This is a genomic window from Streptomyces purpurascens (assembly GCF_045040895.1).
GTDB lineage: Bacteria > Actinomycetota > Actinomycetes > Streptomycetales > Streptomycetaceae > Streptomyces > Streptomyces purpurascens.
In genome coordinates, this window is the sequence record NZ_CP108341.1 from 1764046 (window position 1) to 1790439 (window position 26394).

Sequence of the window (26394 nt, forward strand, 5' to 3'; positions counted from 1 at the left end):
CGGCCGGGGGCTCTTGTCGTGTCGCGACCCGTGTCACGACTCGCGTCACGACGAGAACAGCATGTGTCCGAAGCCCTTGTTGCGGTGGTGACCGTGATGGCCGTGGCCGCCGTGGTGACCGTGGCCGCCGTGCGGGGCGCCCCAGGCGGGGGCCGGAGGGGCGGGGTAGGCCTGCGGGGCGGGCGGGGGCGGCGGCGCGCCCTGGGACCACTGGGACTCCAGTCGGGTCAGCGACTCCAGTTCGCCGTAGTCGAGAAAGATCCCGCGGCAGCCGCTGCACTGCTCGATCTGGACACCGTTGCGGTTGTACGTGTGCATGGGCGCGTGGCACTTCGGACACTGCATGGTGGTTCAACTCCTCGCCGGTCGGTCCTGCTTCGTGTCTCGCCAGGACAGACTCTGTCCCGCTGTGGTCGGTTGCACCCTACTTCGCGTGCTCCTGCGCCAACTGCGGCGGGAGGGTAGCCATTCGGTCACAGGCGTCCACGACGGACTGCTCGACCTCGTCCAGGTCGCGGCCGGCCGCGGCCGCCTTGGCGACGGCCCGGGCCGCGGTCTGCGCGGTGAGGGCGCGAGCGGGGACGTCGAGAGCGGGCCAGGGGTCACCGTCGGCGGGTACGGCCGGGCCGCCGGCCTCCCGGTAGGCGGCGAGGAACCTGGCCCATTCCTCGGGCAGGAGCAGTCCGCAGGCGTACCAGGCGGCGGGGCGGGCGAGATCCCAGGCCGGGACGCCGACACCGAGGTCGTCGACGTCTATCAGCAGCCAGGGGCCTTCCGGGGCGGGGTGGCGTATGAGCTGGCCGAGGTGGAGGTCGCCATGGCAGAGGGTGCGGGTGCGCGGCATCGGGGCCTCGGCTCGGGCCCAGGCGGGGAGGGTGTCCCAGGCCCGCAGGACGGAGGCGGCGGCGGGATGCGGGCCGGCGTTCCGGAGCTTGGCGATGGCCCGGGCCGCCTTGGCGGGGCCTCGCATGGTGGGGAGGGTGTCGGGGGCGGGGGTGCGGTGGAGCCGGGCGAGGAGTGCGGCGGCGGCTTCCCAGGGCGCGGCGTCCGGGTCGTCCGGGTCCACGGGCGTTCCGTACGGCCAGAACGTCACGAGTCGGCCGTGCAGGTCGGCCGGGGTCGGGGCGAGAGGGGGCAGGAGGATCTCGGGGTTGCGGGTGGCGACCGTGAGCCGGCTGGTCAGTTCGGTGGGGTCGGATTCCGGGGGGTGGGCCTTCGCGACGATGTCCGCGTGCCGGACGACGATCCCGTCGGGGCGGTCCGCGAGAGTGGCGGCTCCGCAGGGGCAGGACGACGAGCGGGCGTGGGCGGCTGCTCGGGCCTTGGCGGTCAGGTCGGCCAGGAGCGGGGCGAGGGTCACGGGGCGAGGGTACGGGCAGGTGGGGGCCGGGCCGCAGGGGGCTGTCGGCCAAGGGTGCTCGGCCTTGGTGCTGGGGCCGGGCGGGTCCGCAGCCCGGCGGTGCGGGGTGCCGCTGCGCCCACCCGTGCCGCCCTTGGCGGCACGATTGCCCATAGGAGCATGTGAGGCGGCGGGCAAAAGCAATGCCGGCGCAGCTCCCCAGCTGCGCCGGCATTTTTTGCCGTCCGCCGCACCCCCGTCCCCACGGGGTTTCATGGGTGGATGTCCCCGCCCGGACCGCTCTTCCGGGCCTGGGGTCGCCGCTCAGCGCCCCAGCATCTCTCCCACGGACGACGCCTGTGTGGCCACTGTCTCCCACCCGTCGAAGACGAGGAGGAGCAGGACCGCCAGGGGAAGGGCCATCAGCGTCGCCACCAGGGGGTGGCGGCGGCCCGTGCGGCGGGGCCGGAGCGCGATGCGCTCCCGCGTGCGGACCAGCGTCCGCGGTGCCGTGTGGGCCATGGTCCCTCTCCTGACCGTTCAGTTGTCGTTTGGCAGCGGCGGGCGTCTGACCTCGGGGGACGAGTGCTACACCCGCCGCTTGACCTCAAATCTAGGCGTCCGGCCCTCCCCGGGCGTCATGCCCTCGTACCGATTGCCGGGCCTCCCGGAGGATGAGCCGCTACCTGCGATGTACTCCCCTGGGTGGAGACGGAGAGCCAGGTCTCAGGGTCTTCCCCGAAGGGATGCCCGGCTCAGCCCACTTTGTCCGAGTTTTCCTCCCGCGGAACGGGCTGTTCCACCAGTGCCAGCACCCGGTTCGCCATGAAGCGGGCTGTACGGACGACTGCCCCACTACGGGTGACTTCGCTCACTTCTACGACACCTCGGCGTACCGCCGTCTCCACCCTGCGGCCCGCCCTGCTCGCCACCACCTCATACGTGCGTGTCGTGTCACCGGCGTCCACGACTATCTCCACACGGTCACCCTTCACGGGTCCAATCCCCCTTCCGTGGCAGGCGGTTGGGGTCGCCCCCCGCGTGAACACGGCCTGTCCGCACGCCCCCTGACCACACTTCAAGTCTCCCACCCACCACTGACAATCCATCGGCCCGAGAGGGCGCGGCCTCTGCGCGTGGGCGGCCGTGGAAACGTAAGCTGTGGCTCGTCACAGGACCGGGCAGCGGGGATGAACATGGCGATGATGCGCCTGAGGCGCGAGGACCCGCGCGTCGTCGGCTCGTTCAGGCTTCACAGACGGCTCGGCGCGGGCGGGATGGGCGTGGTCTACCTGGGCTCCGACAAGAAGGGGCAACGGGTCGCGCTCAAGGTCATCCGCCCCGACCTGGCGGAGGATCAGGAGTTCCGCTCACGCTTCGCGCGTGAGGTCTCGGCGGCGCGGCGGATCCGCGGCGGCTGCACGGCCCGGCTCGTGGCAGCGGACCTCGAGGCGGACCGGCCCTGGTTCGCCACCCAGTACGTACCCGGACCCTCCCTGCACGACAAGATCGCCGCCGAGGGACCGCTCGGCGCCGCCGATGTCGCGGCCGTCGGGGCCGCCCTCTCGGAGGGCCTGGTCGCCGTGCACGAGGCCGGGGTCGTGCACCGGGACCTGAAGCCGTCCAACATCCTGCTGTCCCCGAAGGGGCCGCGGATCATCGACTTCGGTATCGCCTGGGCCACCGGTGCCTCGACTCTCACCCACGTCGGCACCGCGGTCGGCTCGCCGGGCTTCCTCGCACCGGAGCAGGTGCGCGGGGCGGCCGTCACACCGGCCACGGACGTGTTCTCGCTGGGAGCCACGCTCGCGTACTCCTCGATGGGCGACTCACCGTTCGGGCACGGCAGTTCCGAGGTGATGCTGTACCGCGTCGTGCACGAGGAGGCGCAGCTGCACGGCGTGCCCGACGCGCTGGCCCCACTCGTCCGGGCGTGCCTGGCGAAGGACCCCGAGGAGCGGCCCAGCACGCTCCAACTGTCGCTGCGGCTCAAGGAGATCGCGGCCCGGGAGGCGCAGGACCTCGCCGGGGTACGGCCGCCCGCGCCGCGCGGAGCCGAGACCGAGCGGCCCGTCGACACCTACCCCGAGCGGGCCCGGCGGCCGCAGGGACAGCAGGGCTCGGGGGCGGCCGGCGCGCAGCGGGGCCGGGGCACTCCCCCACCGCGGGGCTCCTCCCCGTCCCGGGACGGGGTTCCGTCCGCGGACGGTACGGCTTCCCAGGGCGGAGCGGGTGCCCGGGGCGGAGCCCGGCCTGCGGGAAGCGGGAACCGGTCGGCGGGTGGCGCGAACCGCGGCAGGACTCCGGCGCGCGGCCGTGGCGCACCGGCGCGTTCCGGGGCGCGGCCGACACCCACCGGGCGCAACGGGACCCGGTCGGGCAGCGGCAGCCGCCCCGCCCCGCACAGCGGTACCGGACGTCCGTCCAGAACGGGGACCGGGCTGCGGCCCGCCAATCCGCGGTTGCTGCGGCAGCGGCTGTTCGTGTTCGTCGTGGTCACGCTGCTGGTGGCGATCGGCATCGCCCTGGTGCAGGGCTGTCAGGGCCCGGCGCGGGGACTCGGCGGCGACGGAGGCGGCGTGCGGGAGCAGCAGGTCCACCGGTCGCAGCCGCTGGACGACGTACGCACGCGGCCGGACGGTACGACGCGCGGCTGACGGGCCGGGACGGGGGTGCGGTCGAGGGCCTTGCCGCTGTCCCTAGACCTGAGGTCGGCCGGTGGCCACGGCGTAGAAGGCCACGGCCGCCGCCGCGCCCACGTTGAGGGAGTCGACGCCGTGGGACATGGGGATGCGGACCCATTCGTCGGCGGCGACCAGGGCCTGGGTGGACAGGCCGTCACCCTCGGCGCCGAGCATCAGGGCCACGCGGTCCATGGTGTGCGGGGCGGCCTCGTCGAGGGGGCGGGCCTTCTCGTCCGGGGTGAGGGCGAGCAGGGTGAAGCCCGCCTCGCGGACCGACTCCAGGCCCTTGGGCCAGGTGTCCAGACGGGCGTACGGGACGGAGAAGACCGCGCCCATGGAGACCTTCACGCTGCGGCGGTAGAGGGGGTCGGCGCAGTCCGGGGAGAGCAGGACCGCGTCCATGCCGAGGGCGGCGGCCGAGCGGAAGATCGCGCCGATGTTGGTGTGGTCGTTGACCGACTCCATGATCACGACGCGGCGGGCGGTCCTCAGGAGGTCGGCCGCCGTGGGCAGGGGCTTGCGCTGCATGGAGGCGAGCGCTCCGCGGTGCACGTGGTAGCCGGTGACCTGCTCGGCCAGCTCAGGGCTGACCGCGTAGACCGGGGCCGGGAGCTCGTCGATGACGTCGCGCATGACGTCGACCCACTTGGCGGAGAGCAGCATGGACCGCATCTCGTAGCCCGCTTCCTTGGCCCTTCTGATGACCTTCTCGCCCTCGGCGATGAACAGGCCCTCGGCGGGTTCGCGCTTGCGGCGCAGTTCCACGTCGGTCAGGCCGGTGTAGTCGGAGAGGCGCGGGTCGTCGGGATCCTCGACGGTGATGAGATCGGCCACAGGGTGATACTGCCTTGTCCTGGGTACGGTGCCAACGGCTCGGTACGGTTTGTGTTACCCGGGGTTACTCGCGGGGTGCTCAGGCCGTGGGGCCGACCTTCACGACCTCGCCGATGACGATGACCGCCGGGGGCTTCACGTCCTCGGCCCGTACCCTCTCCGCGACTGTCGCGAGGGTGGCGTCGACCCGGCGCTGAGCGGCCGTCGTGCCTTCCTGGACGAGGGCGACGGGGGTGTCGGCCGGCTTTCCGTGCGCGACGAGCGTCTCGGCGATCTTTCCGATCTTGTCGACGCCCATGAGGATCACCAGCGTGCCGGTCAGCCTGGCCAGGGACGGCCAGTCGACCAGGGAACGCTCGTCGTCGGGCGCGACATGGCCGCTGACCACGGTGAACTCATGGGCGACGCCGCGGTGGGTGACCGGGATACCGGCCGCGCTCGGGACCGAGATGGAGCTGGAGATCCCTGGGACGACCGTGCACGGGATACCGACCTCGGCGAGGGCCTGGAGCTCCTCCATGCCGCGGCCGAAGACGTAGGGGTCGCCGCCCTTCAGGCGGACGACCGACTTGCCTTGCTTCGCGTGCTCGATCAGCGCGCTGTTGATGGCCTCCTGGGCCATGAAGCGACCGTAGGGGATCTTCGCCGCGTCGATCACCTCGACGTGGGGCGGGAGTTCGGCGAGGAGGTCGCGCGGGCCGAGGCGGTCCGCGATGACGACGTCCGCCTCGGCGAGCAGGCGGCGGCCGCGGACCGTGATCAGGTCCGGGTCACCGGGGCCGCCGCCGACCAGGGCGACTCCGGGTGTACGGGTGCGGTGGTGCGGGGCGACGAGTGTGCCGTCGCGCAGGCCCTCCACGACCGCGTCGCGGACGGCGGCGGTGTGGCGGGGGTCGCGGCCCTTGGCGTCCGTGGTCAGGACGGCGACCGTTACGCCCTCGCTGTGGCCGGTGGCCGGAGTCCAGGCCGTCGCCTCGTCGGCGTCGTCGGAACGGACGCACCAGACGCGGCGGCGCTCCGCTTCGGCGGAGGCCCGGGTGTTCGCCTCCGTGTCACCGGTGGCGATGAGGGCGTACCAGGCGTTCTCGAGGTCGCCTTCCTCGTAGCGGCGCCGCTGCCAGGTGATCTCGCCGGCGTCCGCCATGGCTTCGACGGAGGGGGTGGCCGAGGGGGACACGAGGAAGATGTCCGCACCTGCTGCGATCAGCGCCGGGAGGCGGCGCTGCGCGACCTGGCCGCCGCCGAGAACGACCACGCGGCGGCCGGTGAGGCGGAGGCCTACGGGGTAGGCGGGGTGTTCGGCCATGGGGGTGCGGCTCCTGTTAGACGGCGGTGCGGTAGCCCTGACGTGCGGATTTTAATGGGCAGGAGTCAGGACGGCTCCGGTGGTCCAGTGGCTGAGCACCGGAGCCGGCCCTCGGCACCTACTTCTCGGTGACTCCCGCCGAATCGAACGTCGCCACCTCGTGCATCGCCCGGGCCGTGCTCTGCACCAGCGGCAGGGCCAGGAGGGCGCCCGTGCCCTCGCCCAGGCGCAGGTCGAGGTCGACCAGGGGGCGCAGGCCCAGCTTGTTGAGGGCCGCGACATGGCCCGGCTCGGCGCTGCGGTGACCGGCGATGCAGGCGGCCAGGACCTCGGGGGCGATGGCGCGGGCCACCAGGGCGGCGGCGCCGGCGCTGACGCCGTCCAGGATCACCGGCGTACGCAGGGAGGCGCCGCCGAGGAGGAGGCCGACGATGGCGGCGTGTTCGAAGCCGCCGATCGCGGCGAGCACGCCGATCGGGTCGGCCGGGTCCGGCTGGTGGAGCTCCAGCGCGCGGCGGACGACCTCCGTCTTGCGGGCGAGGGTCTCGTCGTTGATGCCGGTGCCCCGGCCCGTGACCTCGGCCGGGTCCGCACCCGTGAAGACGGAGATCAGGGCGGCGGACGCGGTCGTGTTCGCGATGCCCATCTCGCCGGTGAGCAGGGCCTTGTTGCCGGCGGCGACCAGGTCGCGGGCGGTCTCGATGCCGACCTCGATGGCCTGCTTGGCCTCCTCGCGGGTCATCGCGGGCCCGGTGGTCAGGTCGGACGTACCGGCCCGGACCTTGCGGGGCAGCAGTCCCGGGGTGGCCGGGAGGTCGGCGGCGACGCCCACGTCGACGATGCAGACCTCGGCGCCCACCTGGGTGGCGAAGGCGTTGCAGACGGCGCCGCCGCCGAGGAAGTTGGCCACCATCTGGGCCGTGACCTCCTGCGGCCAGGGGGTCACCCCCTGCGCGTGCACGCCGTGGTCGCCGGCGAAGATCGCGACGGCCGCGGGCTCCGGGATGGGCGGCGGGCACTGGCGGGACAGGCCGGACAACTGTGCGGAGATGATCTCCAGCATGCCCAGCGCACCGGCCGGCTTGGTCATGCGCTTCTGGCGCTCCCACGCCTCGCCGAGCGCCTTGGCGTCCAGCGGGCGGATCTGCGCGACGGTCTCGGCGAGCAGGTCGTGCGGTTCCTCTCCGGGCAGTGCGCGGCGGCCGTACGTCTCCTCGTGCACGACCCAGGACAGCGGGCGGCGCTTGGACCAGCCCGCCTGCAACAGCTCGGGCTCGTCCGGGAACTCGTCGACGTAACCGACGCACAGGTAGGCGATGACTTCGAGGTGCTCGGGCAGGCCGAGGGCGCGGACCATCTCGCGCTCGTCGAAGAAGCTGACCCAGCCCACGCCGAGACCTTCGGCGCGGGCGGCGAGCCAGAGGTTCTCCACGGCCAGGGCCGCCGAGTACGGCGCCATCTGGGGCTGGGTGTGACGGCCGAGGGTGTGGCGGCCGCCGCGGGTCGGGTCGGCGGTGACGACGATGTTCACCGGGGTGTCGAGGATGGCCTCGATCTTCAGTTCCTTGAACTGCTTCGCCCGGCCCTTGGGGAGGGACTTCGCGTAGGCGTCGCGCTGGCGCATGGCCAGTTCGTGCATCGCGCGCCGGGTGTCGGCGGAGCGGATGACGACGAAGTCCCAGGGCTGCGAGTGGCCGACGGAGGGCGCGTGGTGGGCGGCCTCCAGGACGCGGAGCAGCACCTCGTGCGGGATCGGGTCGCTGCGAAAGCCGTTGCGGATGTCGCGGCGTTCGCGCATGACCTTCAGTACGGCCTCGCGCTCGGCGGCGTCGTACGCGGGGGCGGCTGGGCCGGTGGACTGTCGTGCCTCTGCCACTGCGGCCGTGCTCTCTTCGTCGTGACGTGCCTGGTCGGCCAAGTCTTCCTGGTCGGCGGCCCGGGTGTCCAGGTCGTCGGCGTTCTGCACGAGTCCGGCGTCGCCGTCGCGGGGTGCGGGGACGGTGGCGACGGGGGCCGGCGGCTCCGGCTCCTCCTCGGGCTGGGCCGGCTGGGGGACTGCGGGCTGTGACTGCTGCGGGCCCTGGACCGGTTGCATGCTCTGCTCGTCCGCCTTCTCTTCCGCCTTCTCGTCCGCGATCGGCTCGGGGAGTACGACGGTGACGTCCTCGGCGGGTGCCGGGGGGACGTCCATGGTCTCGGGCGCGGGGGTCACCGGCTCGGAGGCGGGGCCGGGAGCGACTTCCTCGGCTACGGGGGCGGGCTCGAGTGCCTCGGCCATGGGTGCGGGCTCGGGTGCCTCGACCACGGGGGCAGGCTCGGGAGCGACCTGCTCGGCCACGGGGGCGGGCTCGACTGCCTCGGGTTCCTGGGGCGGTGCGGGAGCCTCGGCGGGCACCTCGGGCACGGGTGTCTCGGTGACCTGGGCAGGGGCCGGTGCCGCGGAGGGCTGAGCCGGTGCGGCTGCTGTCTCCGGTGCGTCGGCGGCCGGGGCAGGGGGCACCGGAGCCGGCGCTTCAGGGGTGGGCGTGGCGGCCTGCGGAACCGTCACCTCGGGGGCAGGGGCGGCTGCCTCGGCGTCGGTTGTCTGAGGAGCGGGGGCGGCCTGCGGGGCGATCGGCTCGGCAACCGGCGCGGGGACCTCGCCGCCGAGGGCGTCCGGCTCCTGCGCGACGGCCTCGGGGGCGGTCGCGTCCAGGCCGGGTGCGGCAGGCTCGGGGCCGACAGCCTCGGCCGGCACCTGTGCAACGGCCTCGGGAGCGACTGCCTCGGGCGCCTCTGCGGGCGCCTCGGGAACACCGACCGCCTCCACGGCACCGGCTTCGGGCGCGGGGGCAGCCTCCGGGAACGGGACCGCTTCGGGGGCCGGCACGGCCTCAGCGACAGGGGCGGAGACCACGTCCTGCTCCGCAGGAGCCGCCGGAACCTGATCCCCGGCATCGGCGAAGTCGCCGACGGCACCCGGTTCGGAAACCTCGGGAGAACCACCGGCAAGCCCCGGCTCACCGTCCTGACCAAAGCCGACCTGACCGGAACCGTCCACGACCGGCACCTCCCCCGGAACCGGCCTGGGCGCGGAAACGGCCCCCGCCTCGGCCTCGGCCACCTGCACGGGGACGTCCTGCACCGGGACGGCCTGCGCGGGCTGCTCGGCAGGGACGCCCTGCTCCGCCTCCGTCGCCACACTGGTCGCCACGGCCGTGGCCACCGGCTGCGGTTCCGGAACAACCGTTTCCGCAGGGGCCGCCCCGGCGCTCACCGGGGCCTGGTGGGTGACCTGCGCGTCCCAGGGCGCCGCCGGGGACGAGGGCATCTCCGGAGCGCGCGGGGCGTCGAGGTACTCGGGTCCTGCCGCCGACGGCGCGGGCTGTCGCAGCGGCGCGTCCGCCGGGCCGCGGTCGGCGAGGGAGCGGACCGGGCTGGCGGAGCTGTCGGGCAGCGGCGGGCCGAGGTGCAGCGGGCGGCGCGGAGTGATGGGCGGGATCGGCGGAGGGTCGGGCAGCCGGACGCCGCCGAGGTCGACCGAGCCGCTGTCGCGGCCGGAGATCTCGTGCGGGCCCGGCTCGTGCACGGTCTCGGCGACCGGCTCCGGCATGGGCGGGGCGACCTCGTTGCCCCAGGCGCCCTGGGCGCCCGGCAACAGCAGCAGGTCGTCGTCCTCGGCGGTGGTCTCGGGTTCGGAGAGGTAGGTGTACGAACCGTGCGCGGGGGCGCCCGGCTGCTCCACCATGCCTGCGTTCTCCGGCAGTCCCTCGCCCGGGACCTGGCCGGTGTCGGTCATGCGTACCCCTCGCCCATCGGTTAGTGCTCCTACGACCAGCTCGCCCGGGACGGCGCACCGACCGCCCCGCTGTGAAGAACGAGCGTGCGTCCCCAGCGGCACGAGCGGCCCGCCCCAAAAAGGCGACAAAGCCATTCACTGGCATTGTCGCGGCCGTGCCACCCTCGCGGCAGCTTGATCCGCGACGGTTCCGCTGTGGACTGCGCCACGTTGCGCGTCCTCCGGTTCTGCCGTACCACACACACCCCAAAACGGGCGGGTTTTCCGGACATTGGCCGACGAAGTGCCGGGCGTCCGCGTGCGGTGCAACGATCGGCCAGCCTACCGCGCGCAGTACGACAACCCGATCACGGGGACGTCGGCGGGATCAGGCGCTGCGCCGCGGCAGCACGCCGCTGAGCAGGAACGCGACGCTCCGTTCCTTCTCCGTCCAGGCCCGGGTGTCGAGTTCGACGGACTGCAGCAGGGCGCACTCGACGCCGTAGCCGTGCTCCGTCAGGTCGCGGCCGATGAGTTCGGCGGCGTCGCGGGTGCCGGCGTGCGTGACGATGCGCTGCGGGCGGCGGTCGGCGACCGCCGAGACGACGGCCGCTCCCCCGGCGCCGACGCGGACGACGTCGGGTTCGGGGAGGTTCTCCAGGATGTGCGGGGCGGTGCCGTGCACGATCTGGAGCTGGACGCCGAGGCGGCGGGCGGTGGCGTCGGTGCGGGCGCAGGCAGCCCGGTCGCTGTCGACGGCGATGACGGCGGCGCCGGCGCGTGCGGCCTCGATGGCGAAGGCGCCGCTGCCGCAGCCGATGTCCCATACGAGGTCGCCGACGCGGGGTCCGAGGCGGGCGAGTTGGGAGGCGCGCAGCGGCTGGGTCTCGCCCTCGCCGAGGGGGGCGCCGTACGCCTCGGCGGGCAGGGACCAGCCGCGGGGCCCGGCGGACGGGTCGCGGCCGGCGATCCAGCCGCCGGCCTCCCCCGCCGTGCCGGGTCCGGCCGGGCCGCCGAGGACGATGACGACGTTGGGGTCGCGCCAGGCGTGGTCGGCGGCCCTTTCGGAGGTGACGATCGTGACACGCTCGCGTTCGGTGCCGAGTTCCTCGCAGATGACGAAGGAGCGGTGGACTCCTTCGAGGAGCAGGCCGAGTTCGGCCGGGCCGGCGCCGGGTGAGGTGAGGACGGCCACCTTGGTGTGGGCGCGGCATACGTTCACCGCGCGGCGCAGGGTGCGGCGGTGTGCGACGACCACCTGTGCGTCGTCCCAGGGCATGCCGGCGCGGGCGAAGGCGGCGGCGACGGAGGAGACGGCGGGGACGACCTCGACCTCGAGGCCGAACTCGGGGGCGCGCAGGGTCCGCACGACGCCGAAGTAGCCGGGGTCGCCGTCGGCCAGCACGACGGCCGTGCCGCGGTGGCCGGCGATGCGGCGGGCGGCGAGGGCGACACTGCCGAGGCGGATGCGCTCGGCGCCGGCGGGTACCTCGGGGAGCGCCAGGTGGTGGGCGGCACCCGCCACGAGCGTGGCGGCACCCAGGGCGGCGCGTGCCGCGTCGGTCAGCGGCGAACCGTCCCAGCCGATCACCGTGACCCGGTCGGCCATGGTCGTCAGTCTCCAGAGGATGTCGCAGGTCGTCTGCGTGTCGTGTCGCGGGCGGCCCGTGGTCGGGCTTGGTGAGAGTACCCGGTGGAGCCGGTGGAGGGGACGGCGGTGCCGTCGCGCGCGGTGGCCGTTCCGGTCAGTTCCAGTCGCCGAAGGACGTGAAGCCGCCGGGCAGCCGGCCGCCGACGCCCTCCAGATCCTCGGGGAGCAGGCTCCAGACGATGAAGTCGGTGCGTACGTCCGTCCACGTGCCGTCCTCGGCACGGCTGCGGGCTATACAGGCGTTGCGCAGCACGCCCTCGCTGATACAGCCGATCTTCTGGGCGACCTGCTGGGAGGCGGTGTTGCCGGCCGCCGTGCGCAGTTCGATGCGTTCGAACTTCTGGTCCGAGAAGAGCCACCGGGCGGTGACGAGGGCGGCCTCGGAGGCGTAGCCCTCGCCTCGGGCCCAGGGGGCGATGATGTACGACAGTTCGGTGGAGCGTACGCGCCAGTTGGTCTTGCCGAGCTGGATGACGCCGACCAGGCGCTGGGTGAGGAACTCGGTGACCGCGAAGTCGAGGCCGCGGCCCTCGGTGCGCTCGGCGGGGGCGTACTCGGTGATCCAGGTGCGGGCGCCGTCCTCCGTGAAGGGCTGGGGGACGGAGGTCCAGGCCGCCACCTGCTCGTCGTTCATCATCGCGGCCAGGGCGGCGACGTCGTCTTCGTCAAGGGGACGCAGCACCAACCGCTCCGTGCTGATGGAGACGTTGGGAAAGGTGCTCGTCATGCGCCGCTCCGTAACCTTCGGTGAACCTTCAGGGCCTGCTGAACTGCCCAGCATGCAGCATGAATGCACTGCTCCGCACCACGGGGTCCTCCCCACCGGGTGAGGGAGGACCCCGTGCCGAGCGGGTGCCCGGCGTGGTCTCAGAAGGAGGCGAGCACGGCGCCGTCGTACTTGTCCTTAATGAACTTCTTCACCTCGGGCGAGGTGAGGAGCTTGGCGAGCTTCTTCACGCGCGGGTCCTTCTCCTCGCCCTTCTTCACGGCGAGGAAGTTGCCGTACGGGTTGTCCTTCGGGGACTCCAGGACGAGGGCGTCCTTCGCCGGCTTGAGGTCGGACTCGAGGGCGTAGTTGCCGTTGACGACGGCGGCGTCCACGTCGTCGAGGGAGCGCGGGGTCTGGGCCGCCTCCAGCTCCTTGAACTTGAGGTTCTTCGGGTTCTTGGTGATGTCCGAAGGGGTCGCCTCGTTGCCGATGCCCGCCTTGAGGGTGATGAGCCCGTTCGCGGCGAGGAGCTTGAGGGCGCGGGCCTCGTTGACGGTGTCGTTGGGGATGGCGACCGTCGCACCGCTCTTCAGGGCGTCGGCCTTCTTGACCTTGTGGGAGTAGAGGCCGAGCGGCTCCAGGTGGACCGTGACGACGGGCACGATGTCGGTGCCGTTCTTCTTGTTGAAGTCGTCGAGGTACGGCTGGTTCTGGAAGTAGTTGGCGCCCACGGAGCCGTCCTGCGTCGCCGTGTTCGGCGTGACGTAGTCGGTGAACTCCTTGACCTGCAGGTCGAGGCCCTCCTTCTTCGCCAGGTTGTCCTTGACGTAGGTGAGGATCTCGGCGTGCGGGGTGGGGCTGGCGGCGACGATCAGCGGTCCGTCGGAGCCGGAGTCGCCGGCGCCGCAGGCGCTGAGCCCGAGGGTGAGGGCTCCCGCGGCGAGGACGGCGGTGGTGATCTTGGCGGTGTTACGCACGAAAAGTGCCTTTCCTTATGGCCTTGAAGGTGGTGCGACCCCGTCGTGGGTGGACGGGGGGTTCAGGAAGCGGCCTTCAGCAGCCGCAGTTTCGGGGCGGGGCCGGAGTGGGCGCCGCGGCGGTGCAGGGAGCGGGCCGCGTAGTCGCCGGCGAACTGGATGACCGAGATGACGACGGCGAGGATCGCGACGGTGATCCACATCAGCTGGGTCTCGAAGCGCTGGTAGCCGTAGCGGATGGCGATGTCGCCGAGGCCGCCCGCGCCGACCGTGCCCGCCATGGCCGAGTAGCCGATGAGGGCGACGATCGTGGTGGTGGTGCTGGAGATCAGCGACGGCAGGGACTCCGGTACCAGGACCTTGCGGACGATGGTCCAGGTGTTGCCGCCCATGGACTGCACGGCCTCGACGAGCCCGTGGTCCACCTCGCGGACGGCCGTCTCGACCAGGCGCGCGAAGAAGGGGATGGCGCCGACGGCGAGCGGCACGATGGCGGCCTCGACGCCGATGGTCGTCCCGGTGATCGAGCGGGTGAAGCCCATCAGCGCGACCATCAGGATGATGAACGGCAGCGAGCGGGCGATGTTCACGACCTGCCCGATGACCTTGTTGGCGGCGAGGTTCTGGAGCAGGCCGCCGCGGTCGGTCAGGACCAGCAGGATCCCGAGCGGCAGTCCGCCGGCCACGGCGATGAGCGTGGACCAGCCGACCATGTAGAGCGTGTCCCAACACGCCTGTTCCAGCAGTGGCTGCATTTCGGACCAGGTCACTTGACACCCTCCTTCACCAGTTCGGACTCGTGGCCCAGGACGTCGATCTGCAGGCCCTGCTCCCGCAGGAACCCGATCGGCACGACGTTGTCCTCGTAGCGGCCGGGCAGTTCGATGCGCATCCGGCCGACCTGGAGGCCGCCGACGGTGTCGATGGCGGCGCCGAGGATCGATATGTCGATGTTGTAGGTGCGTGCCAGCTGCGAGATGACGGGCTGGGTCGCGCTCTCGCCCTGGAAGGTGACGTCGACGACGGTGCGGTCGTCGCCGGAGGCCTCGCCGCCGAGCGGGAACAGCGCGGAGGCCAGTTCGGAGCCGGGGGTCGCGAGCAGTTCGCTGACCGTGCCCGACTCGACGACGCGGCCGTTCTCCATGAGCGCGGCTGAGTCGCAGACCGACTTCACGACGTCCATCTCGTGCGTGATGAGCAGGACGGTCAGGCCGAGCTGCCGGTTCAGGTCGCGCAGCAGCGCCAGGATGGAGCGGGTGGTCTCCGGGTCGAGGGCGCTGGTGGCCTCGTCGGACAGCAGCACCTTGGGGTCGCCGGCGAGGGCGCGGGCGATGCCGACGCGCTGCTTCTGGCCGCCGGAGAGCTGCGCGGGGTAGGCGCCTGCCTTGTCGGCGAGGCCGACCAGGTCGAGCAGCTCCAGCGCCTTGCGGGAGCGTTCCTTGCCGGACTTGCCGAGGATCTCCAGCGGCAGTTCGACGTTGTCCTGGACGGTCCGGGAGGACAGCAGGTTGAAGTGCTGGAAGACCATGCCGATCCGGCTGCGTGCCTCCCGCAGTTCCTTTCCGGCGCGCGGGCCGCGGCCGGCCAGGGCGGTGAGGTCCTGTCCGGCGACGGTCACGGTGCCGGAGGTGGGGCGTTCCAGCAGGTTGACGCAGCGGATGAGCGAGGACTTGCCGGCGCCGGACTGGCCGATGACGCCGTACACCTCGCCTTCGCGGACGTGCAGGTCGACGCCGTCCAGGGCGGTGACCTCGCGGCCGCGTGAACGGTAGACCTTGGTCAGGTCCGTTGTGGTGATCACGTGGGTTTCCGTCACTGTCGAGTGCGCGGGCGTGGGTGTGCCCGGGCACAGATGCATTCGTTCAGGGACGCGACAGGGTTCTCGCTGAGGCGGGGAACCGGGGAGAACATGCGCGCGGGGCGGCGTGGCGTCTCGCACCGCTCAGGGCGTGCGGACCTGCCGCTGTCTCGCTTCGGGGCGCGAGCTCAGGGGGTGGTGCGGGGGCCCTCTAGAAGGCGCACATTCGACACATACAACGAGCACCGGGCGTCATGGTCGCCTCGGTCGCGGGGATGCGGTCGCTCGTCGTGGTCATGTCGCCAGTAAAACACGCGTACGGTCCTGACAGTCACGCCGCTGTCCGAATGCTGGACAGCGGTGAACAGGGGCCGGGACGCGTCAGCCGCGGGGGGAGATTTCCAGCCCCTGCTCGGTGACCAGTGCGGACAGGGCCGCCAGGTTCTCGACGACCAGGTCGGCGTCGAGCTCGTGGGCCTGGTGGGTTGTGGTCAACGCCACGGTGGTCATGCCGGCGGCGCGGCCGGCCGTCAGGCCCGCGGGGGCGTCCTCGAAGACGACGCAGTGGGCCGGGTCGACGCCGAGGGTGCGGGCGGCGAGCAGGTAGGGCTCGGGGTCGGGCTTGCCGCGCGTGATGTCGTCGGCGGCGACGAGCGTCTTGGGAAGGATGCCGACGGCGTCGAGCCGCGCCTCGGCCAGCCGCCGGGTGGCGGAGGTGACGACGGCCCAGCGCTCGGCGGGCAGGGAGTCGAGGAACGCGCGCGTCCCGGGCAGGAGGTGCACACCGCCGTTGGGTACGTCCTCCACCTCCAGGTCCTCGATCCGCGCGACGGCCTGCGGCACGACCTCGGCGGGCAGCAGGTCGGCGGCTATCTCGGCGGCCGGCCGGCCGTGCAGTTCGACCCGCGCGAACTCCTCGGCCGTGATCCCGTACTCCGCGGCCCACCGCGTCCAGCAGCGGTCCACCGAGGCGAGGGAGGAGACCAGGGTTCCGTCGTTGTCGAACAGCAGGGCCTGCGCGTGGATCTTCATGCCCCCGACCCTACGGTGGCGGGCCAGGGCCGGAGGCATCGGGCCTTTTCGGCCGTAATAAGGTCGCAGCATGCTTGCTGCTCTGACGCTGGTGACCGGCGTCGCCGCGCTGCTGCTCGCCGCCTGGTGCGGCTGGGCGGCCTACCGTGACCAGCCGACGAAGGACTGGCACTTCATCGGGATGGCCGTGGTCACCCTGCTGTCGCTGGTCCAGCTTGCGGTGGGGATCGTGCTGCTGACGCAGGGCGAGAAGCCGGAGCAGGGCACGACGATCTTCGTGGCGTACCTGCTGGGGGCGTTCGCGTGCGTCCCGGCGGCGGGGTTCATGTCGCTGGCCGAGCGCACACGGTGGGGCTCGGTGACGGTCGCCGCCGGCGGTGTGGTGCTGGCGGTGCTGGAGGTGCGGCTCTATGACATCTGGGGAGGCTGAGGTGAGCCGGCGACGGCTGATCAGCGGGCCGGGCACGCTGCTGGTGTGGCTGTACGGCGTGATGGTCGTCGGGGCGGTGTCGCGGTCGGCGTATCAGATCGCGACGGAGTTCGACCGGGCGCCGCTCGCGTACTCGCTGTCGGCGGTGGCGGGGCTGGTGTACGGGTTCATCACGTACTCGTTGGTGCGGGGCGGGGAGACGGCCCGGCGGGCGGCGCTGGTGTGTTGTGTCGCGGAGTTGGTGGGTGTGCTGACGGTGGGGACCTGGACGTTGGTCGAGCCGTCGGCGTTTCCTGACGCGACCGTGTGGTCGGACTTCGGGATGGGGTATCTGTTCATCCCGGTTTTGTTGCCGCTGTCTGCCATTTACTGGCTGCGGCGGTCACGTACGCAGTAGAGGGATGGCGGCTTGGGGGCGTCGGCGAGTGCGGGTTGTGTGTGGTTGCTCGCGCAGTTCCCCGCGCCCCTAAAGGCAAGCCCTCAAGCCGTCGCTGCGTATGTTCCCGCCGGCTTCTCCAGGACGATCATGGGGATGCCGTCCGCGCCCTGGGACGTGCCCACCGTTTCGTAGCCCACCTTGCGGTAGAGGCGGAGGTTGCCCTCGTTGCGGTGGCCGGTGTGGAGGCGGAAGCGCTTGGCGCCGTGCTGGCCGGCGAGGGCCGATTCGGCCGCTCGGAGGAGGCGGGCTCCGATGCCGTGGCCCTGGAGGCGCGGGTGGACGCAGAGCTTGCCGATCGCGGCGGCGCCGTCCTCGGTGGCCGAGCCGCGGACCGAGCCGACGACCTCGTCGCCGAGCCGGGCCACGAAGACGCAGTCCCGGGTGACCTCCTCGCGGACCGAGTCGAGGGTTTGGACGAGCGGGTCGATGCGGTAGTTCCCGTACAGCGCCGCCTCCCGCTGGAAGCACAGGTACTGCAGCCTGAAGATCTGCTCCGCGTCCTGCTCGGTCGCCGCAGAGATGGTCACGCTCATGCCCATGTGCGCACGCCTCCCGCTCATCTGATCACCTGTCGTTCCTCACTCCTATCCCCGTCCTCAGCGGGCCGCAACCTCCGGCGCGAGCAATCTGCGCAGACATCCCAGGCATCTGGAACGTTCCGGGCCAAGGCTCCCCTGTGAGATACCCAACTCCCCTGCGATTTCCCGGTATGTCAGGTCCTGCGGGGAGAGCAGGGCCTCCAGCAGTCGGGGGCAGCGGCCCGGGAGGCGGCGTACGGCCTCGCGCAGGGCACGGCCGCGGGCCGCGGCGAGGGCGAGCTGTTCGGGGTCGCGGCCGCCGTCATCGGCCGGTTCGCCGGCGTACGGCCGTTCGAGGCGGCTCGTACGGCGGGTGCGGCGGGCCTCCGAGCGCACGGCGCGGCGGAGCCAGCCCTGGGGGTCGAGCGGCGGATCGTCGGCGTCGAGGCGCTCCAGCAGTCGGAGCCAGACCGCCTGCTCCAGGTCACTCGGCTCGGTTCCCGCGGCATATGCCTCAGCGGAGGCCTCGGCGGTGAGCAGCGGGCCCAGGGCGGTGACCAGGTCGGGTGTCATATGCGGAGCGACGCGGCCGCCCGGGCGGCGGGTTGCCCGGGCGGCCGAAGCCCACTCGACCGGGTGGTGTGAGCTCAGCCGTTGACGAAGTCCTCGCGAGCCAGCAGACCCGTGTCGGGCTGGTCGGTGAAGACGCCGTCGATGCCGGTCGCGAAGTACGCCTTGTACGCGCCGAAGACGTCGCCGTAGGCATCCGCGTCCGTGCCCTTGCGGAAGTTCGCGGGCAGGAAGGGGTTCTCGTTGCGCATCGTCCACGGGTGCAGGATCAGGCCCACCTTGTGCGCGTCCGGGACGAGCGTCGTCGGCTGCGTGAGGTTGCCCTTGGCGTCGCGCGGGATGACCAGGTCGAGGGTCGGGCCGATGCCCTGCGCGTAGGAGGCGATCTCCCGGAGGCCGGCCGGCTTGACCAGGTCGGCGACGGTGCGCGGGTCGCCGGTCTCGACGAAGTCCCAGGGGCGGGTGTCCGCCGACGACAGCAGGACGACCAGGGGGTTGTCGACGAGCTTGTTGAGGCGCTCGATGCTGGTCGGCTCGAAGGACTGGATGATGACCGGGGAGGTGCGCCGGTCCTTGCGGTACTTGCGCAGCACCTTGGCGACCCGCTCTTCCAGCGGCAGACCCTGCTTGCGGAAGTAGGTGGGGTGCTTGAGCTCGGGGTAGATCCAGACCTGCTTGCCGCGCTTGCGGGTCTGCTCGTCCTGCCACTTCAGGACCTCTTCGAAGGTGGGGATCTCCCAGCGGCCGTTGTAGAGGGTGTTGTGCGGGCGGTTGGCCGGGATGCGCTCGATCGCGCGGAGCGTCTTCAGCTCGGCGAGCGTGAAGTCCTCGGTGAACCAGCCGGTGGTGGAGACGCCGTCGAGGAGCTTGGTCTTCTTGCGGTCGGCGAACTCCGGGTGGTCGGCGACGTCGGTGGTGCCGCCGATCTCCGGCTCGTGCCGGCAGACCAGGTGCCCGTCCTTCGTCGGCACCAGGTCGCCCGCCTCGACGATGTCGGCGCCCAGGTCGAGGGCCAGCTGGTACGAGCCCAGGGTGTGCTCCGGGCGGTAGCCGCTGGCCCCGCGGTGGCCGACGATCGTCGGCTTGGGCAGGCTCTTGAGTCCGCCGTGTCCGCCGCCGTGCCGGGAGCCGTCCGCTCGCGCCGTGCCGGTCATGCCGAGGACCGCTCCGCCGGCGGTGAGCACCGCCGCGCCGAGCAGGGCCCGCCGTCCGGTCCCGCTCGTTTCTTCGTTCGACTCCTGCGTTCCCATGTGAGCGCCCTCCCTGCCGTCGACTCGTCAGTGCGGGCTGATCGTAGGGGCGCGTACATGACGGGTGGGAGACCCCGGGCGGAACACGCGGGTGACGCCGGATGTCGTAGTGGCTGGTGGGGACGGTGAACTGACGATTCGTCGTACCCCGTTCGATTCGGTGCCGCGGTTCTGGGAACGCGTCCGGTGCGTCCGAGGCGATGTCCGTCACATCATGGCGGCCGGGTTACACACCGTCGACGACACGCCACCGCAGGTAAACACGCGTCAACAGTGCGTAAGGCCTCGGTTAAGTCGCCGTGCCCGATGTGCGCGATCCCCGGGGCCACGAGTATCGTCCTCACCTGCACATACTCATACAGATTCCCTTGACACCGGAGGGTCCGTTGTCCCGCTTCGCGCTCATCAAGGCAGTGCTCGGTCCGGTCATGCGCCTGATGTTCCGCCCACAGGTGGAAGGTGCGGAGCACATTCCCGGCGACGGTCCGGTCATCCTGGCCGGCAACCACCTGACGTTCATCGACTCGATGATCCTGCCGCTGGTCTGCGACCGGCAGGTCTTCTTCATCGGCAAGGACGAGTACGTGACCGGGAAGGGCTTCAAGGGCCGGCTGATGGCCTGGTTCTTCACCGGCGTCGGCATGATCCCGGTCGACCGCGACGGCGGCCGGGGCGGCGTCGCCGCACTGATGACCGGGCGCCGGGTGCTGGAGGAGGGCCAGGTCTTCGGGATCTACCCGGAGGGCACGCGCTCGCCTGACGGCAGGCTGTACCGGGGGCGTACCGGGATCGCCCGGCTCACGCTGATGACGGGCGCGCCGGTGGTGCCGTTCGCGATGATCGGCACGGACCGGCTTCAGCCGGGCGGGGCGGGTCTCCCCCGGCCGGGGAAGGTCACCGTGCGGTTCGGTGAGGCGATGGAGTTCTCCCGGTACGAGGGGATGGACCGGGACCGCTATGTGCTGCGGGCCGTGACGGACTCGGTGATGAGCGAGGTCATGCGGCTGTCCGGGCAGGAGTACGTGGACATGTACGCCAGCAAGGCCAAGGAAGCGGCGTAGTTCTGCGGGCCGCGGGGGCGTGAGGGCTTGTCGCCCTCACGCCCCCGCGGCCTTTTCAGTGCTCCGCCCCACTCTCCAGCCGCTGCCCCCGCAGCAGGAACCAGGCCGCCACCGCCGCGGCCAGCAGGACCGCCGCGCCGACGCCCGCCGCGAGTGCCAGGCCGTCGACGAAGGACGTGCGGGCCGCGTCCAGCATCACCGCTGAGCTGTGTGCGGGCATGCTCGCGGCCGCCTCGACGGCGCCGCCGAGCGACTCGTGGGCCGCGGCGGGTGTGCCCGCCGGACCGGTGAAGTCGCGGTAGACGCCGGTCACGATGGAGCCGAGCACGGCGATGCCGAGGGCCGCGCCGAGTTCGTACGCCGTCTCGGACACGGCGGAGGCGGAGCCCGCCTGCTCCTTGGGCACGCTGGAGAGGATCACGTCGGCGGTCACGGTGAAGGAGAAACCCGCGCCGACACCGACGACCAGCAGCGCGGTCCCGAGCAGGGGGTAGCCGGTGGACTGGCCGATCACCGTGAGCGCGGCCAGCGCGAGGCCGATCGCCGCGAGGCCCCCGGCGACGACGGCCCGCACCGAGAAGCGGCGGGCCGCGCGCCCCGCGGCCAGACCGGCCACCACGGCGCCGATCGCGGCGGGCAGCTCGGCCAGGCCCGCCTCGAACGGGCGCCTGCCCTGGACGAGCTGCAGGTACTGGGAGAGGAAGAACACCAGCCCGGACAGGCCGAGGATGGTCAGCAGGTCCGCCAGCACGGCCCCGCTGAAGCCGCGGTGGCGGAACAGCCGCATGTCCAGCAGCGGGGCGGGCAGCGTGAGCTGACGGCGTACGAATCCGTACAGGGCGGCCGCGCCCAGCAGGCCGGCGGCCAGGGTGGCCCAGGCGAAGCCGTGGGTGGCGGCCTCCTTGATCGCGTACACGACACCGACCATGCCGACCAGCGACAGCACGACGCTGACCAGGTCCCAGGGTCCGGCGTTCGTGGTCCGCGACTCGGGGAGCAGCTTGATCCCGACGAGGACCAGGACCGCCATCACGGGCAGGTTGATCAGGAAGACCGAGCCCCACCAGAAGTGCTCCAGCAGGAATCCGCCGACGATCGGGCCGACGGCCGTACCGGCGGAGGCGGTGGCGCCCCATATGCCGACGGCGAGACTGCGTTCGCGCGGATCATGGAAGAGGTTGCGGATCAGCGCGAGCGTGGCGGGCATCAGGGTGGCGCCGGCGACGCCCAGCAGGGCCCGCGCGACGATCAGCATCTCAGGGGTGGTGGCATAGGCGTTGAACACGGATATCGCGCCGAACGCCGTGGCACCGATCAGCAGGATCCGCTTGCGGCCGATGCGGTCGCCGAGGCTGCCCATGGAGACGAGCAGACCGGCGATGACGAACGAGTAGACGTCACCGATCCACAGCAGCTGTGTGCCGGAGGGCTTCAGGTCCTCGCTGATGTAGGGGGTCGCGAGACCGAGCACGGTCGCGTCGACAGCCACCAGCAGCACGGCGAGCACGAGGACGCCGAGTGCGAGCCAACGGCCCGGGCGCTTCACCGCCTCGGTCGCTTCCGCCGCCTGCAAGGTGCTGGTCATGATTCCTCTCTCCGTAGTGCGCCGCCGAGCAGCAGCTCGACGATCATGTGCTGGAAGTCCTTGGGGGCACCCTTGCCGCTGTGCACCATCCAGGCGCCGGAGGCCAGCAGGCCGTAGAGCGCCTCGGTGAGCCAGGCCGGTGTGAGGTCGATACGGAACTCGCCGCCGAGCTGACCGCGCCGGAACAGGGCGGAGATCCGGTCGTCTATCAGGGTCCAGCCCGCGTTCAGCTCCTCGCCCTCGAACAACTGGTTCTCGGAGTAGAGGAACGCGAGCAGTCCGGCGACGGGCTCGATCGCCCCGACCAGCCGGCGTACGGCGTCGCTCGCCGTGCCTTCGTCGAGCCGGGCCGCGTCCAGCGCGGCCTCGCACTCCGCGATGCCCAGCGACTCCAGCGCGCGGACGAGGACGTCACGTCCGGCGAAGTGGCGGTGCAGGGTGGCGCGGCTGATCCCGGCGGCCTTGGCGACCTCGTCCATGGTCGCGGTGGATTTACGGGTCAGCAGGGCCGCGGCAGCGCGCAGCACGTGGTCAGGATCGACAGCCATGAGACAAGCATAGCCCAGATGAGACACTGATGTCTCACTCTGGGCATGCGTGACTCACAGCTGGCGGTTTACGGAGAGGTGATCCTCAGTGCTCGCTCAGTGCCAGGGCAGCTGCCCGCGCCGCTCCCAGTACGTGTGCGGTTCCTCGACCAGCGTGGCGAGGCGGGTCAGCTGGTCGTCGTCGAGGTCGACGACCGCGGCGTGCAGGTTCGAGGCGAGCTGGTTGGTGGTGGCCGCGCCGGAGAGCACCACCCCGGCCCAGGGCTGCCGCAGGATGACGGCCAGGGCGACGGCGTCGCAGCCCAGTCCGGCCTCCTCGGCGACCTCCCTCATGGCGTCCGGGGCGTGCGGCCCGGCGAGCCGGCCGTTGGCCATGCCCTCCTTGACGATCACGGTGAGCCCGGCGTCGTGCGCCTCGGCGAGGGCGGGCGCGGCGGAGGTCTCCAGTGCGTTGTACGTGGACTGGACGGTACGGAAGAGGGGTTCGCCGTCGACCGTCACGGCGAGGGCGGCGCGGATCGCGTCCGTCTGGGCCGGACCGCTGGTGGAGAAGCCGATGGTGAGGCCCTGGGCCGCGGCCTCCGCGAGCTTCGCGTGCAGTTCCTTGTCGGTGAGGGCCGGGCTGTCCGGGGTCACCGAGTGGATCTGGTAGAGGTCGAGCCGGTCGCCGAGCAGGGCGTCGCTCTCCGCGCGCTGCCGTTCGTAGGTGGGCAGGGCGTGGTCCTTGACCTCGTGGCGGTCGGCGTCGGTGGACCAGTCGGCGGTGTAGGTGTAGCCCCATTTGCTGCCGACGACGATGTCGTCGAAGGCGGGCCTCGCCTTGAGCCAGTCGGCGAGGAACTCCTCCGAGCGGCCGTAGGAGCGGGCCGCGTCGAAGTAGCGGACGCCTTGGGCGTAGGCGGCGTCGAGGAGTTCATGGGTGCGGTTGCGCAGGGCGTCGACGGTGCGCTCGGCAGGCAGGTCCTGGTCGCGACCCAGATTGATGTAACCGGGGCGTCCGACTGCGGCGAGACCCAGACCGATGTGGCATGTGGGGGTGGTTGCTGTGGCCAGGCGGGCGAAGGGCATCGCGGGCTCCGTTCGGTCGGCTCCGGTTCGGCTTCGACCCAACGTAACCCGCGATGACCTTCGCCTCAGAGCTCGGATCTTGCGGCGTTTTGGCGGGTGCGGGTTGTGCGTGGCTTGTCGCGCAGTTCCCCGCGCCCCTGGGAGGCCTACTGCCGTGCTGTTGCCCATTCGTGCTGGGCCGACACGTCCGCCTTCACCTCTGCCAGCTGGACCGCGACCGCGCTCGGTGCCGTGCCGCCCCTGCCGTTGCGGGACGCCAGGGCGCCGGGGACGTTGAGGACCGTGCGGACCTCGGGGGTCAGGTGGGAGGAGATCTTGGCGAACTGGTCGTCCGTCAGGTCGTCCAGTTCCTTGCCCTCCGCCTCGGCGACCTTCACGCACTCGCCGGCGACCTCGTGGGCGACGCGGAACGGGACGCCCTGCTTGACCAGCCACTCGGCGATGTCCGTGGCGAGGGAGAACCCGGCCGGGGCCAGTTCCGCCATGCGCTCGCGGTGGACCGTGAGCGTGGCCATCATGCCGGTGAAGGCCGGCAGCAGGACCTCCAGCTGGTCGATGGAGTCGAAGACCGGCTCCTTGTCCTCCTGGAGGTCGCGGTTGTACGCGAGGGGAAGGGCCTTGAGCGTGGCCAGCAGGCCCGTCAGGTTGCCGATCAGGCGGCCCGACTTCCCGCGGGCCAGCTCCGCGATGTCCGGGTTCTTCTTCTGCGGCATGATCGACGAGCCCGTCGAGAACGCGTCGTGCAGGGTCACGAAGGAGAACTCCTTCGTGTTCCAGATGATGACCTCCTCGGCGATCCGGGAGAGGTTGACCCCGATCATCGCCGTGATGAAGGCGAACTCGGCGACGAAGTCGCGGGAGGCCGTGCCGTCGATGGAGTTGCCGGCGGAGCCGTGCTCGAATCCGAGGTCCTTCGCCACCGCCTCCGGGTCGAGACCCAGGGAGGAGCCCGCCAGGGCGCCCGAGCCGTAGGGCGACACCGCCGTGCGCGCGTCCCACTGGCGCAGCCGCTCCGCGTCCCGGGAGAGGGACTGGACGTGGGCCAGGACGTGGTGCGCGAACAGGACCGGCTGGGCGTGCTGGAGGTGCGTACGGCCGGGCATCGCCACGTCGGGGTGCGCCTCGGCGAGGCCGATCAGGGCGTCCTGGAGCTCCGCGATCAGGCCGCCGACGACCCGGGCGTGGTCGCGCAGGTACATCCGGAAGAGGGTCGCGACCTGGTCGTTGCGGGAGCGGCCCGCGCGCAGCTTGCCTCCGAGGTCGGGGCCGAGCCGCTCCAGCAGGCCGCGCTCCAGCGCGGTGTGCACGTCCTCGTCGGCGATGGTGCCGACGAAGGAGCCGTCGGCGACGTCCGCTTCGAGCCGGTCCAGGCCTTCGAGCATCCTCGTCAGCTCGTCGTCCGTGAGCAGCCCTGCCTTGTGCAGCACGCGCGCGTGCGCACGCGAACCGGCGATGTCGTACGGCGCGAGCCGCCAGTCGAAGTGGACGGACGCGGACAGCTTCGCCAGGGCCTCGGCGGGACCGTCGGCGAAACGGCCGCCCCAGAGCCGGACGTCACCGCTGTTGCTGCTCACTTGCGTTGCTCCTAGAGGGGTGTGGATGTGACGCAGACCTTTATACGCCCAGGCCAGGTCCCGTGAACGCCTACGCCTGGTCGCGCTTCGCCGCGATCTTCGACGACAGGCTGTAGATGTCGATGAAGCCCTTGGCAGCGGACTGGTCGAAGGTGTCGCCGGTGTCGTAGGTCGCGAGGTTGAAGTCGTACAGCGACTGCTGCGAACGCCGGCCGGTGACGACCGCGCGGCCGCCGTGCAGGGTCATCCGGACGTCCCCGGTGACGTGCTGGTTCGCCTCGTCGACGAAGCCGTCCAGGGCGCGCTTGAGCGGGGAGAACCACTGGCCGTCGTAGACCAGCTCGCTCCAGCGCTGCTCGACGCCGCGCTTGTAGCGGGCGAGTTCACGCTCGACGGTGACGCTCTCCAGCTCCTGGTGTGCGGTGATCAGGGCGATTGCGCCCGGAGCCTCGTACACCTCGCGCGACTTGATGCCGACGAGCCGGTCCTCGACCATGTCGATCCGGCCGATGCCCTGGGCGCCGGCGCGCTCGTTGAGCTGCTGGATCGCCTGGAGGACCGTGACGGGCCTGCCGTCGAGGGCGACCGGGACGCCCGCCTCGAAGGAGATGACCACCTCGTCCGGCTCACGGGCGAGGGCCGGGTTCTGCGTGTACTCGTAGATGTCCTCGATCGGCGCGTTCCAGATGTCCTCGAGGAAGCCGGTCTCGATGGCGCGGCCGAAGACGTTCTGGTCGATGGAGTACGGCGACTTCTTGGAGGTCGCGATCGGCAGGCCCTTGGCCTCGCAGAAGGCGATGGCCTTGTCGCGGGTCATGGCGTAGTCGCGGACCGGGGCGATGCACTTCAGGTCGGGGGCGAGGGCGACGATGCCGGCCTCGAAGCGGACCTGGTCGTTGCCCTTGCCGGTGCAGCCGTGGGCGACGGTGGTGGCGCCGTGCTTCCGGGCGGCGGCCACCAGGTGCTTGACGATCGTCGGCCGGGACAGGGCGGAGACCAGCGGGTAGCGGTCCATGTAGAGGGCGTTGGCCTTGATCGCCGGGAGGCAGTACTCCTCGGCGAACTCGTCCCTGGCGTCCGCCACCTCGGCCTCGACGGCACCGCAGGCGAGCGCACGCTTGCGGATGACGTCCAGGTCCTCGCCGCCCTGGCCGACGTCGACCGCGACCGCGATGACCTCGGCGCCCGTCTCCTCGGCGATCCAGCCGATGGCGACGGAGGTGTCAAGACCGCCGGAGTAGGCGAGTACGACGCGCTCGGTCAC

25 protein-coding genes are annotated in these 26394 nt (G+C 71.8%); 4 read left to right on the plus strand and 21 right to left on the minus strand.

Going from position 1 to position 26394, the window contains the following annotated elements; genetic code table 11:
* Positions 1-45: 45 nt before the first annotated feature.
* The 4 genes from OHU35_RS08035 to OHU35_RS08050 all read right to left on the minus strand — a co-directional run bounded on the left by OHU35_RS08035 (position 46) and on the right by OHU35_RS08050 (position 2334).
* On the minus strand, positions 46-345 hold the full coding sequence (locus OHU35_RS08035) for a zf-TFIIB domain-containing protein (protein WP_189726488.1): 300 nt from the start codon (positions 343-345) through the stop codon (positions 46-48).
* 79 nt (positions 346-424) lie between these two features.
* Positions 425-1360 (minus strand): aminoglycoside phosphotransferase family protein, encoded by a 936-nt coding sequence (locus OHU35_RS08040; protein WP_359896747.1) that lies wholly within the window; start codon positions 1358-1360, stop codon positions 425-427.
* A 303-nt stretch (positions 1361-1663) separates the two neighbouring features.
* On the minus strand, positions 1664-1861 hold the full coding sequence (locus tag OHU35_RS08045) for a hypothetical protein (RefSeq protein WP_189726490.1): 198 nt from the start codon (positions 1859-1861) through the stop codon (positions 1664-1666).
* 233 nt (positions 1862-2094) lie between these two features.
* Positions 2095-2334, minus strand: coding sequence for a hypothetical protein (locus OHU35_RS08050; RefSeq protein ID WP_405505082.1), 240 nt, complete (start codon positions 2332-2334; stop codon positions 2095-2097).
* 195 nt (positions 2335-2529) lie between these two features.
* Here OHU35_RS08050 and OHU35_RS08055 point away from each other — a divergent pair, with 195 nt between their 5' ends.
* Positions 2530-3996 (plus strand): serine/threonine-protein kinase, encoded by a 1467-nt coding sequence (locus tag OHU35_RS08055; RefSeq protein WP_189726491.1) that lies wholly within the window; start codon positions 2530-2532, stop codon positions 3994-3996.
* Positions 3997-4038: 42 nt separating this feature from the next.
* Here OHU35_RS08055 and OHU35_RS08060 read toward each other — a convergent pair whose 3' ends face one another.
* The 9 genes from OHU35_RS08060 to OHU35_RS08100 all read right to left on the minus strand — a co-directional run bounded on the left by OHU35_RS08060 (position 4039) and on the right by OHU35_RS08100 (position 16087).
* Positions 4039-4857: an RNA methyltransferase gene (locus tag OHU35_RS08060; protein WP_189726492.1), complete on the minus strand. Its 819-nt coding sequence runs from the start codon at positions 4855-4857 to the stop codon at positions 4039-4041.
* A gap of 79 nt (positions 4858-4936) precedes the next feature.
* A complete protein-coding gene (cobA, locus tag OHU35_RS08065) occupies positions 4937-6163 on the minus strand; it encodes a uroporphyrinogen-III C-methyltransferase (RefSeq protein ID WP_405505083.1) in 1227 nt (408 codons plus the stop codon).
* A gap of 118 nt (positions 6164-6281) precedes the next feature.
* The gene (gene cobT / locus OHU35_RS08070; protein WP_405505084.1) at positions 6282-9941 is read right to left on the minus strand and encodes a nicotinate-nucleotide--dimethylbenzimidazole phosphoribosyltransferase; all 3660 of its coding nucleotides are present in this window, start codon (positions 9939-9941) and stop codon (positions 6282-6284) included.
* A gap of 367 nt (positions 9942-10308) precedes the next feature.
* On the minus strand, positions 10309-11529 hold the full coding sequence (gene cbiE / locus OHU35_RS08075; protein ID WP_405505085.1) for a precorrin-6y C5,15-methyltransferase (decarboxylating) subunit CbiE: 1221 nt from the start codon (positions 11527-11529) through the stop codon (positions 10309-10311).
* A 136-nt stretch (positions 11530-11665) separates the two neighbouring features.
* The gene (locus tag OHU35_RS08080; protein WP_405505086.1) at positions 11666-12298 is read right to left on the minus strand and encodes a GNAT family N-acetyltransferase; all 633 of its coding nucleotides are present in this window, start codon (positions 12296-12298) and stop codon (positions 11666-11668) included.
* Positions 12299-12438: 140 nt separating this feature from the next.
* Positions 12439-13257, minus strand: coding sequence for a MetQ/NlpA family ABC transporter substrate-binding protein (locus OHU35_RS08085; RefSeq protein WP_189726497.1), 819 nt, complete (start codon positions 13255-13257; stop codon positions 12439-12441).
* A 62-nt stretch (positions 13258-13319) separates the two neighbouring features.
* The gene (locus OHU35_RS08090) at positions 13320-14027 is read right to left on the minus strand and encodes a methionine ABC transporter permease (RefSeq protein WP_189726498.1); all 708 of its coding nucleotides are present in this window, start codon (positions 14025-14027) and stop codon (positions 13320-13322) included.
* Entirely contained in the window at positions 14024-15058 is a 1035-nt protein-coding gene (locus OHU35_RS08095) for a methionine ABC transporter ATP-binding protein (protein WP_399021052.1), read from the minus strand. Before OHU35_RS08095 ends, OHU35_RS08090 begins: the two co-directional genes overlap by 4 nt.
* Before the next feature lie 378 nt (positions 15059-15436).
* Positions 15437-16087, minus strand: a complete 651-nt coding sequence (locus OHU35_RS08100) for an HAD family hydrolase (RefSeq protein ID WP_189726500.1) — start codon at positions 16085-16087, stop codon at positions 15437-15439.
* A gap of 70 nt (positions 16088-16157) precedes the next feature.
* On the opposite strand from OHU35_RS08100, the gene OHU35_RS08105 reads away from it, so the two are divergent.
* On the plus strand, positions 16158-16517 hold the full coding sequence (locus OHU35_RS08105; RefSeq protein WP_405505087.1) for a hypothetical protein: 360 nt from the start codon (positions 16158-16160) through the stop codon (positions 16515-16517).
* Positions 16498-16914, plus strand: a complete 417-nt coding sequence (locus OHU35_RS08110; RefSeq protein WP_229873125.1) for a hypothetical protein — start codon at positions 16498-16500, stop codon at positions 16912-16914. The genes OHU35_RS08105 and OHU35_RS08110 overlap by 20 nt, the downstream gene beginning before the upstream one ends.
* Positions 16915-16997: 83 nt before the next feature.
* On the opposite strand, the gene OHU35_RS08115 is transcribed toward OHU35_RS08110, so the two are convergent.
* The 3 genes from OHU35_RS08115 to OHU35_RS08125 form a co-directional block, all read right to left on the minus strand.
* The gene (locus OHU35_RS08115) at positions 16998-17495 is read right to left on the minus strand and encodes a GNAT family N-acetyltransferase (protein ID WP_184597714.1); all 498 of its coding nucleotides are present in this window, start codon (positions 17493-17495) and stop codon (positions 16998-17000) included.
* A gap of 57 nt (positions 17496-17552) precedes the next feature.
* Positions 17553-18047 carry an RNA polymerase sigma factor gene (locus OHU35_RS08120; protein WP_189726503.1) on the minus strand — a complete coding sequence of 165 codons (495 nt, stop codon included), beginning with the start codon at positions 18045-18047 and terminating at the stop codon, positions 17553-17555.
* Positions 18048-18121: 74 nt separating this feature from the next.
* Entirely contained in the window at positions 18122-19294 is a 1173-nt protein-coding gene (locus OHU35_RS08125; RefSeq protein ID WP_189726504.1) for a glycerophosphodiester phosphodiesterase, read from the minus strand.
* Between the two features lie 386 nt (positions 19295-19680).
* On the opposite strand from OHU35_RS08125, the gene OHU35_RS08130 reads away from it, so the two are divergent.
* Positions 19681-20355, plus strand: a complete 675-nt coding sequence (locus OHU35_RS08130; protein WP_189726505.1) for a 1-acyl-sn-glycerol-3-phosphate acyltransferase — start codon at positions 19681-19683, stop codon at positions 20353-20355.
* A 55-nt stretch (positions 20356-20410) separates the two neighbouring features.
* Here OHU35_RS08130 and OHU35_RS08135 read toward each other — a convergent pair whose 3' ends face one another.
* The 5 genes from OHU35_RS08135 to OHU35_RS08155 all read right to left on the minus strand — a co-directional run bounded on the left by OHU35_RS08135 (position 20411) and on the right by OHU35_RS08155 (position 26394).
* A complete protein-coding gene (locus tag OHU35_RS08135) occupies positions 20411-21940 on the minus strand; it encodes an MFS transporter (RefSeq protein WP_359896727.1) in 1530 nt (509 codons plus the stop codon).
* Complete coding sequence (locus OHU35_RS08140) at positions 21937-22488, minus strand: TetR/AcrR family transcriptional regulator (RefSeq protein ID WP_189726507.1); 552 nt, start codon at positions 22486-22488, stop codon at positions 21937-21939. Before OHU35_RS08140 ends, OHU35_RS08135 begins: the two co-directional genes overlap by 4 nt.
* 96 nt (positions 22489-22584) lie before the next feature.
* Positions 22585-23556: an aldo/keto reductase gene (locus tag OHU35_RS08145; RefSeq protein WP_405505088.1), complete on the minus strand. Its 972-nt coding sequence runs from the start codon at positions 23554-23556 to the stop codon at positions 22585-22587.
* Between the two features lie 146 nt (positions 23557-23702).
* The gene (argH, locus tag OHU35_RS08150; protein WP_405505089.1) at positions 23703-25130 is read right to left on the minus strand and encodes an argininosuccinate lyase; all 1428 of its coding nucleotides are present in this window, start codon (positions 25128-25130) and stop codon (positions 23703-23705) included.
* A gap of 70 nt (positions 25131-25200) precedes the next feature.
* A complete protein-coding gene (locus OHU35_RS08155) occupies positions 25201-26394 on the minus strand; it encodes an argininosuccinate synthase (RefSeq protein ID WP_189726510.1) in 1194 nt (397 codons plus the stop codon).

Coding starts and splice junctions, on each gene's coding strand:
- cobA (WP_405505083.1), bottom strand. CDS start 6,163: ATGGCCGAACACCCCGCCTACCCCGTAGGCCTCCGCCTCACCGGCCGC.
- OHU35_RS08120 (WP_189726503.1), bottom strand. CDS start 18,047: ATGACACCCGACCTGGTCACCGCCCTGGGCCCGCTGCTCACCGCCGAG.
- cobT (WP_405505084.1), bottom strand. CDS start 9,941: ATGACCGACACCGGCCAGGTCCCGGGCGAGGGACTGCCGGAGAACGCA.
- OHU35_RS08045 (WP_189726490.1), bottom strand. CDS start 1,861: ATGGCCCACACGGCACCGCGGACGCTGGTCCGCACGCGGGAGCGCATC.
- OHU35_RS08080 (WP_405505086.1), bottom strand. CDS start 12,298: ATGACGAGCACCTTTCCCAACGTCTCCATCAGCACGGAGCGGTTGGTG.
- OHU35_RS08125 (WP_189726504.1), bottom strand. CDS start 19,294: ATGGGAACGCAGGAGTCGAACGAAGAAACGAGCGGGACCGGACGGCGG.
- OHU35_RS08110 (WP_229873125.1), top strand. CDS start 16,498: ATGACATCTGGGGAGGCTGAGGTGAGCCGGCGACGGCTGATCAGCGGG.
- OHU35_RS08135 (WP_359896727.1), bottom strand. CDS start 21,940: ATGACCAGCACCTTGCAGGCGGCGGAAGCGACCGAGGCGGTGAAGCGC.
- OHU35_RS08105 (WP_405505087.1), top strand. CDS start 16,158: ATGCTTGCTGCTCTGACGCTGGTGACCGGCGTCGCCGCGCTGCTGCTC.
- OHU35_RS08115 (WP_184597714.1), bottom strand. CDS start 17,495: ATGGGCATGAGCGTGACCATCTCTGCGGCGACCGAGCAGGACGCGGAG.
- OHU35_RS08055 (WP_189726491.1), top strand. CDS start 2,530: ATGAACATGGCGATGATGCGCCTGAGGCGCGAGGACCCGCGCGTCGTC.
- OHU35_RS08140 (WP_189726507.1), bottom strand. CDS start 22,488: ATGGCTGTCGATCCTGACCACGTGCTGCGCGCTGCCGCGGCCCTGCTG.
- OHU35_RS08145 (WP_405505088.1), bottom strand. CDS start 23,556: ATGCCCTTCGCCCGCCTGGCCACAGCAACCACCCCCACATGCCACATC.
- OHU35_RS08100 (WP_189726500.1), bottom strand. CDS start 16,087: ATGAAGATCCACGCGCAGGCCCTGCTGTTCGACAACGACGGAACCCTG.
- cbiE (WP_405505085.1), bottom strand. CDS start 11,529: ATGGCCGACCGGGTCACGGTGATCGGCTGGGACGGTTCGCCGCTGACC.
- OHU35_RS08035 (WP_189726488.1), bottom strand. CDS start 345: ATGCAGTGTCCGAAGTGCCACGCGCCCATGCACACGTACAACCGCAAC.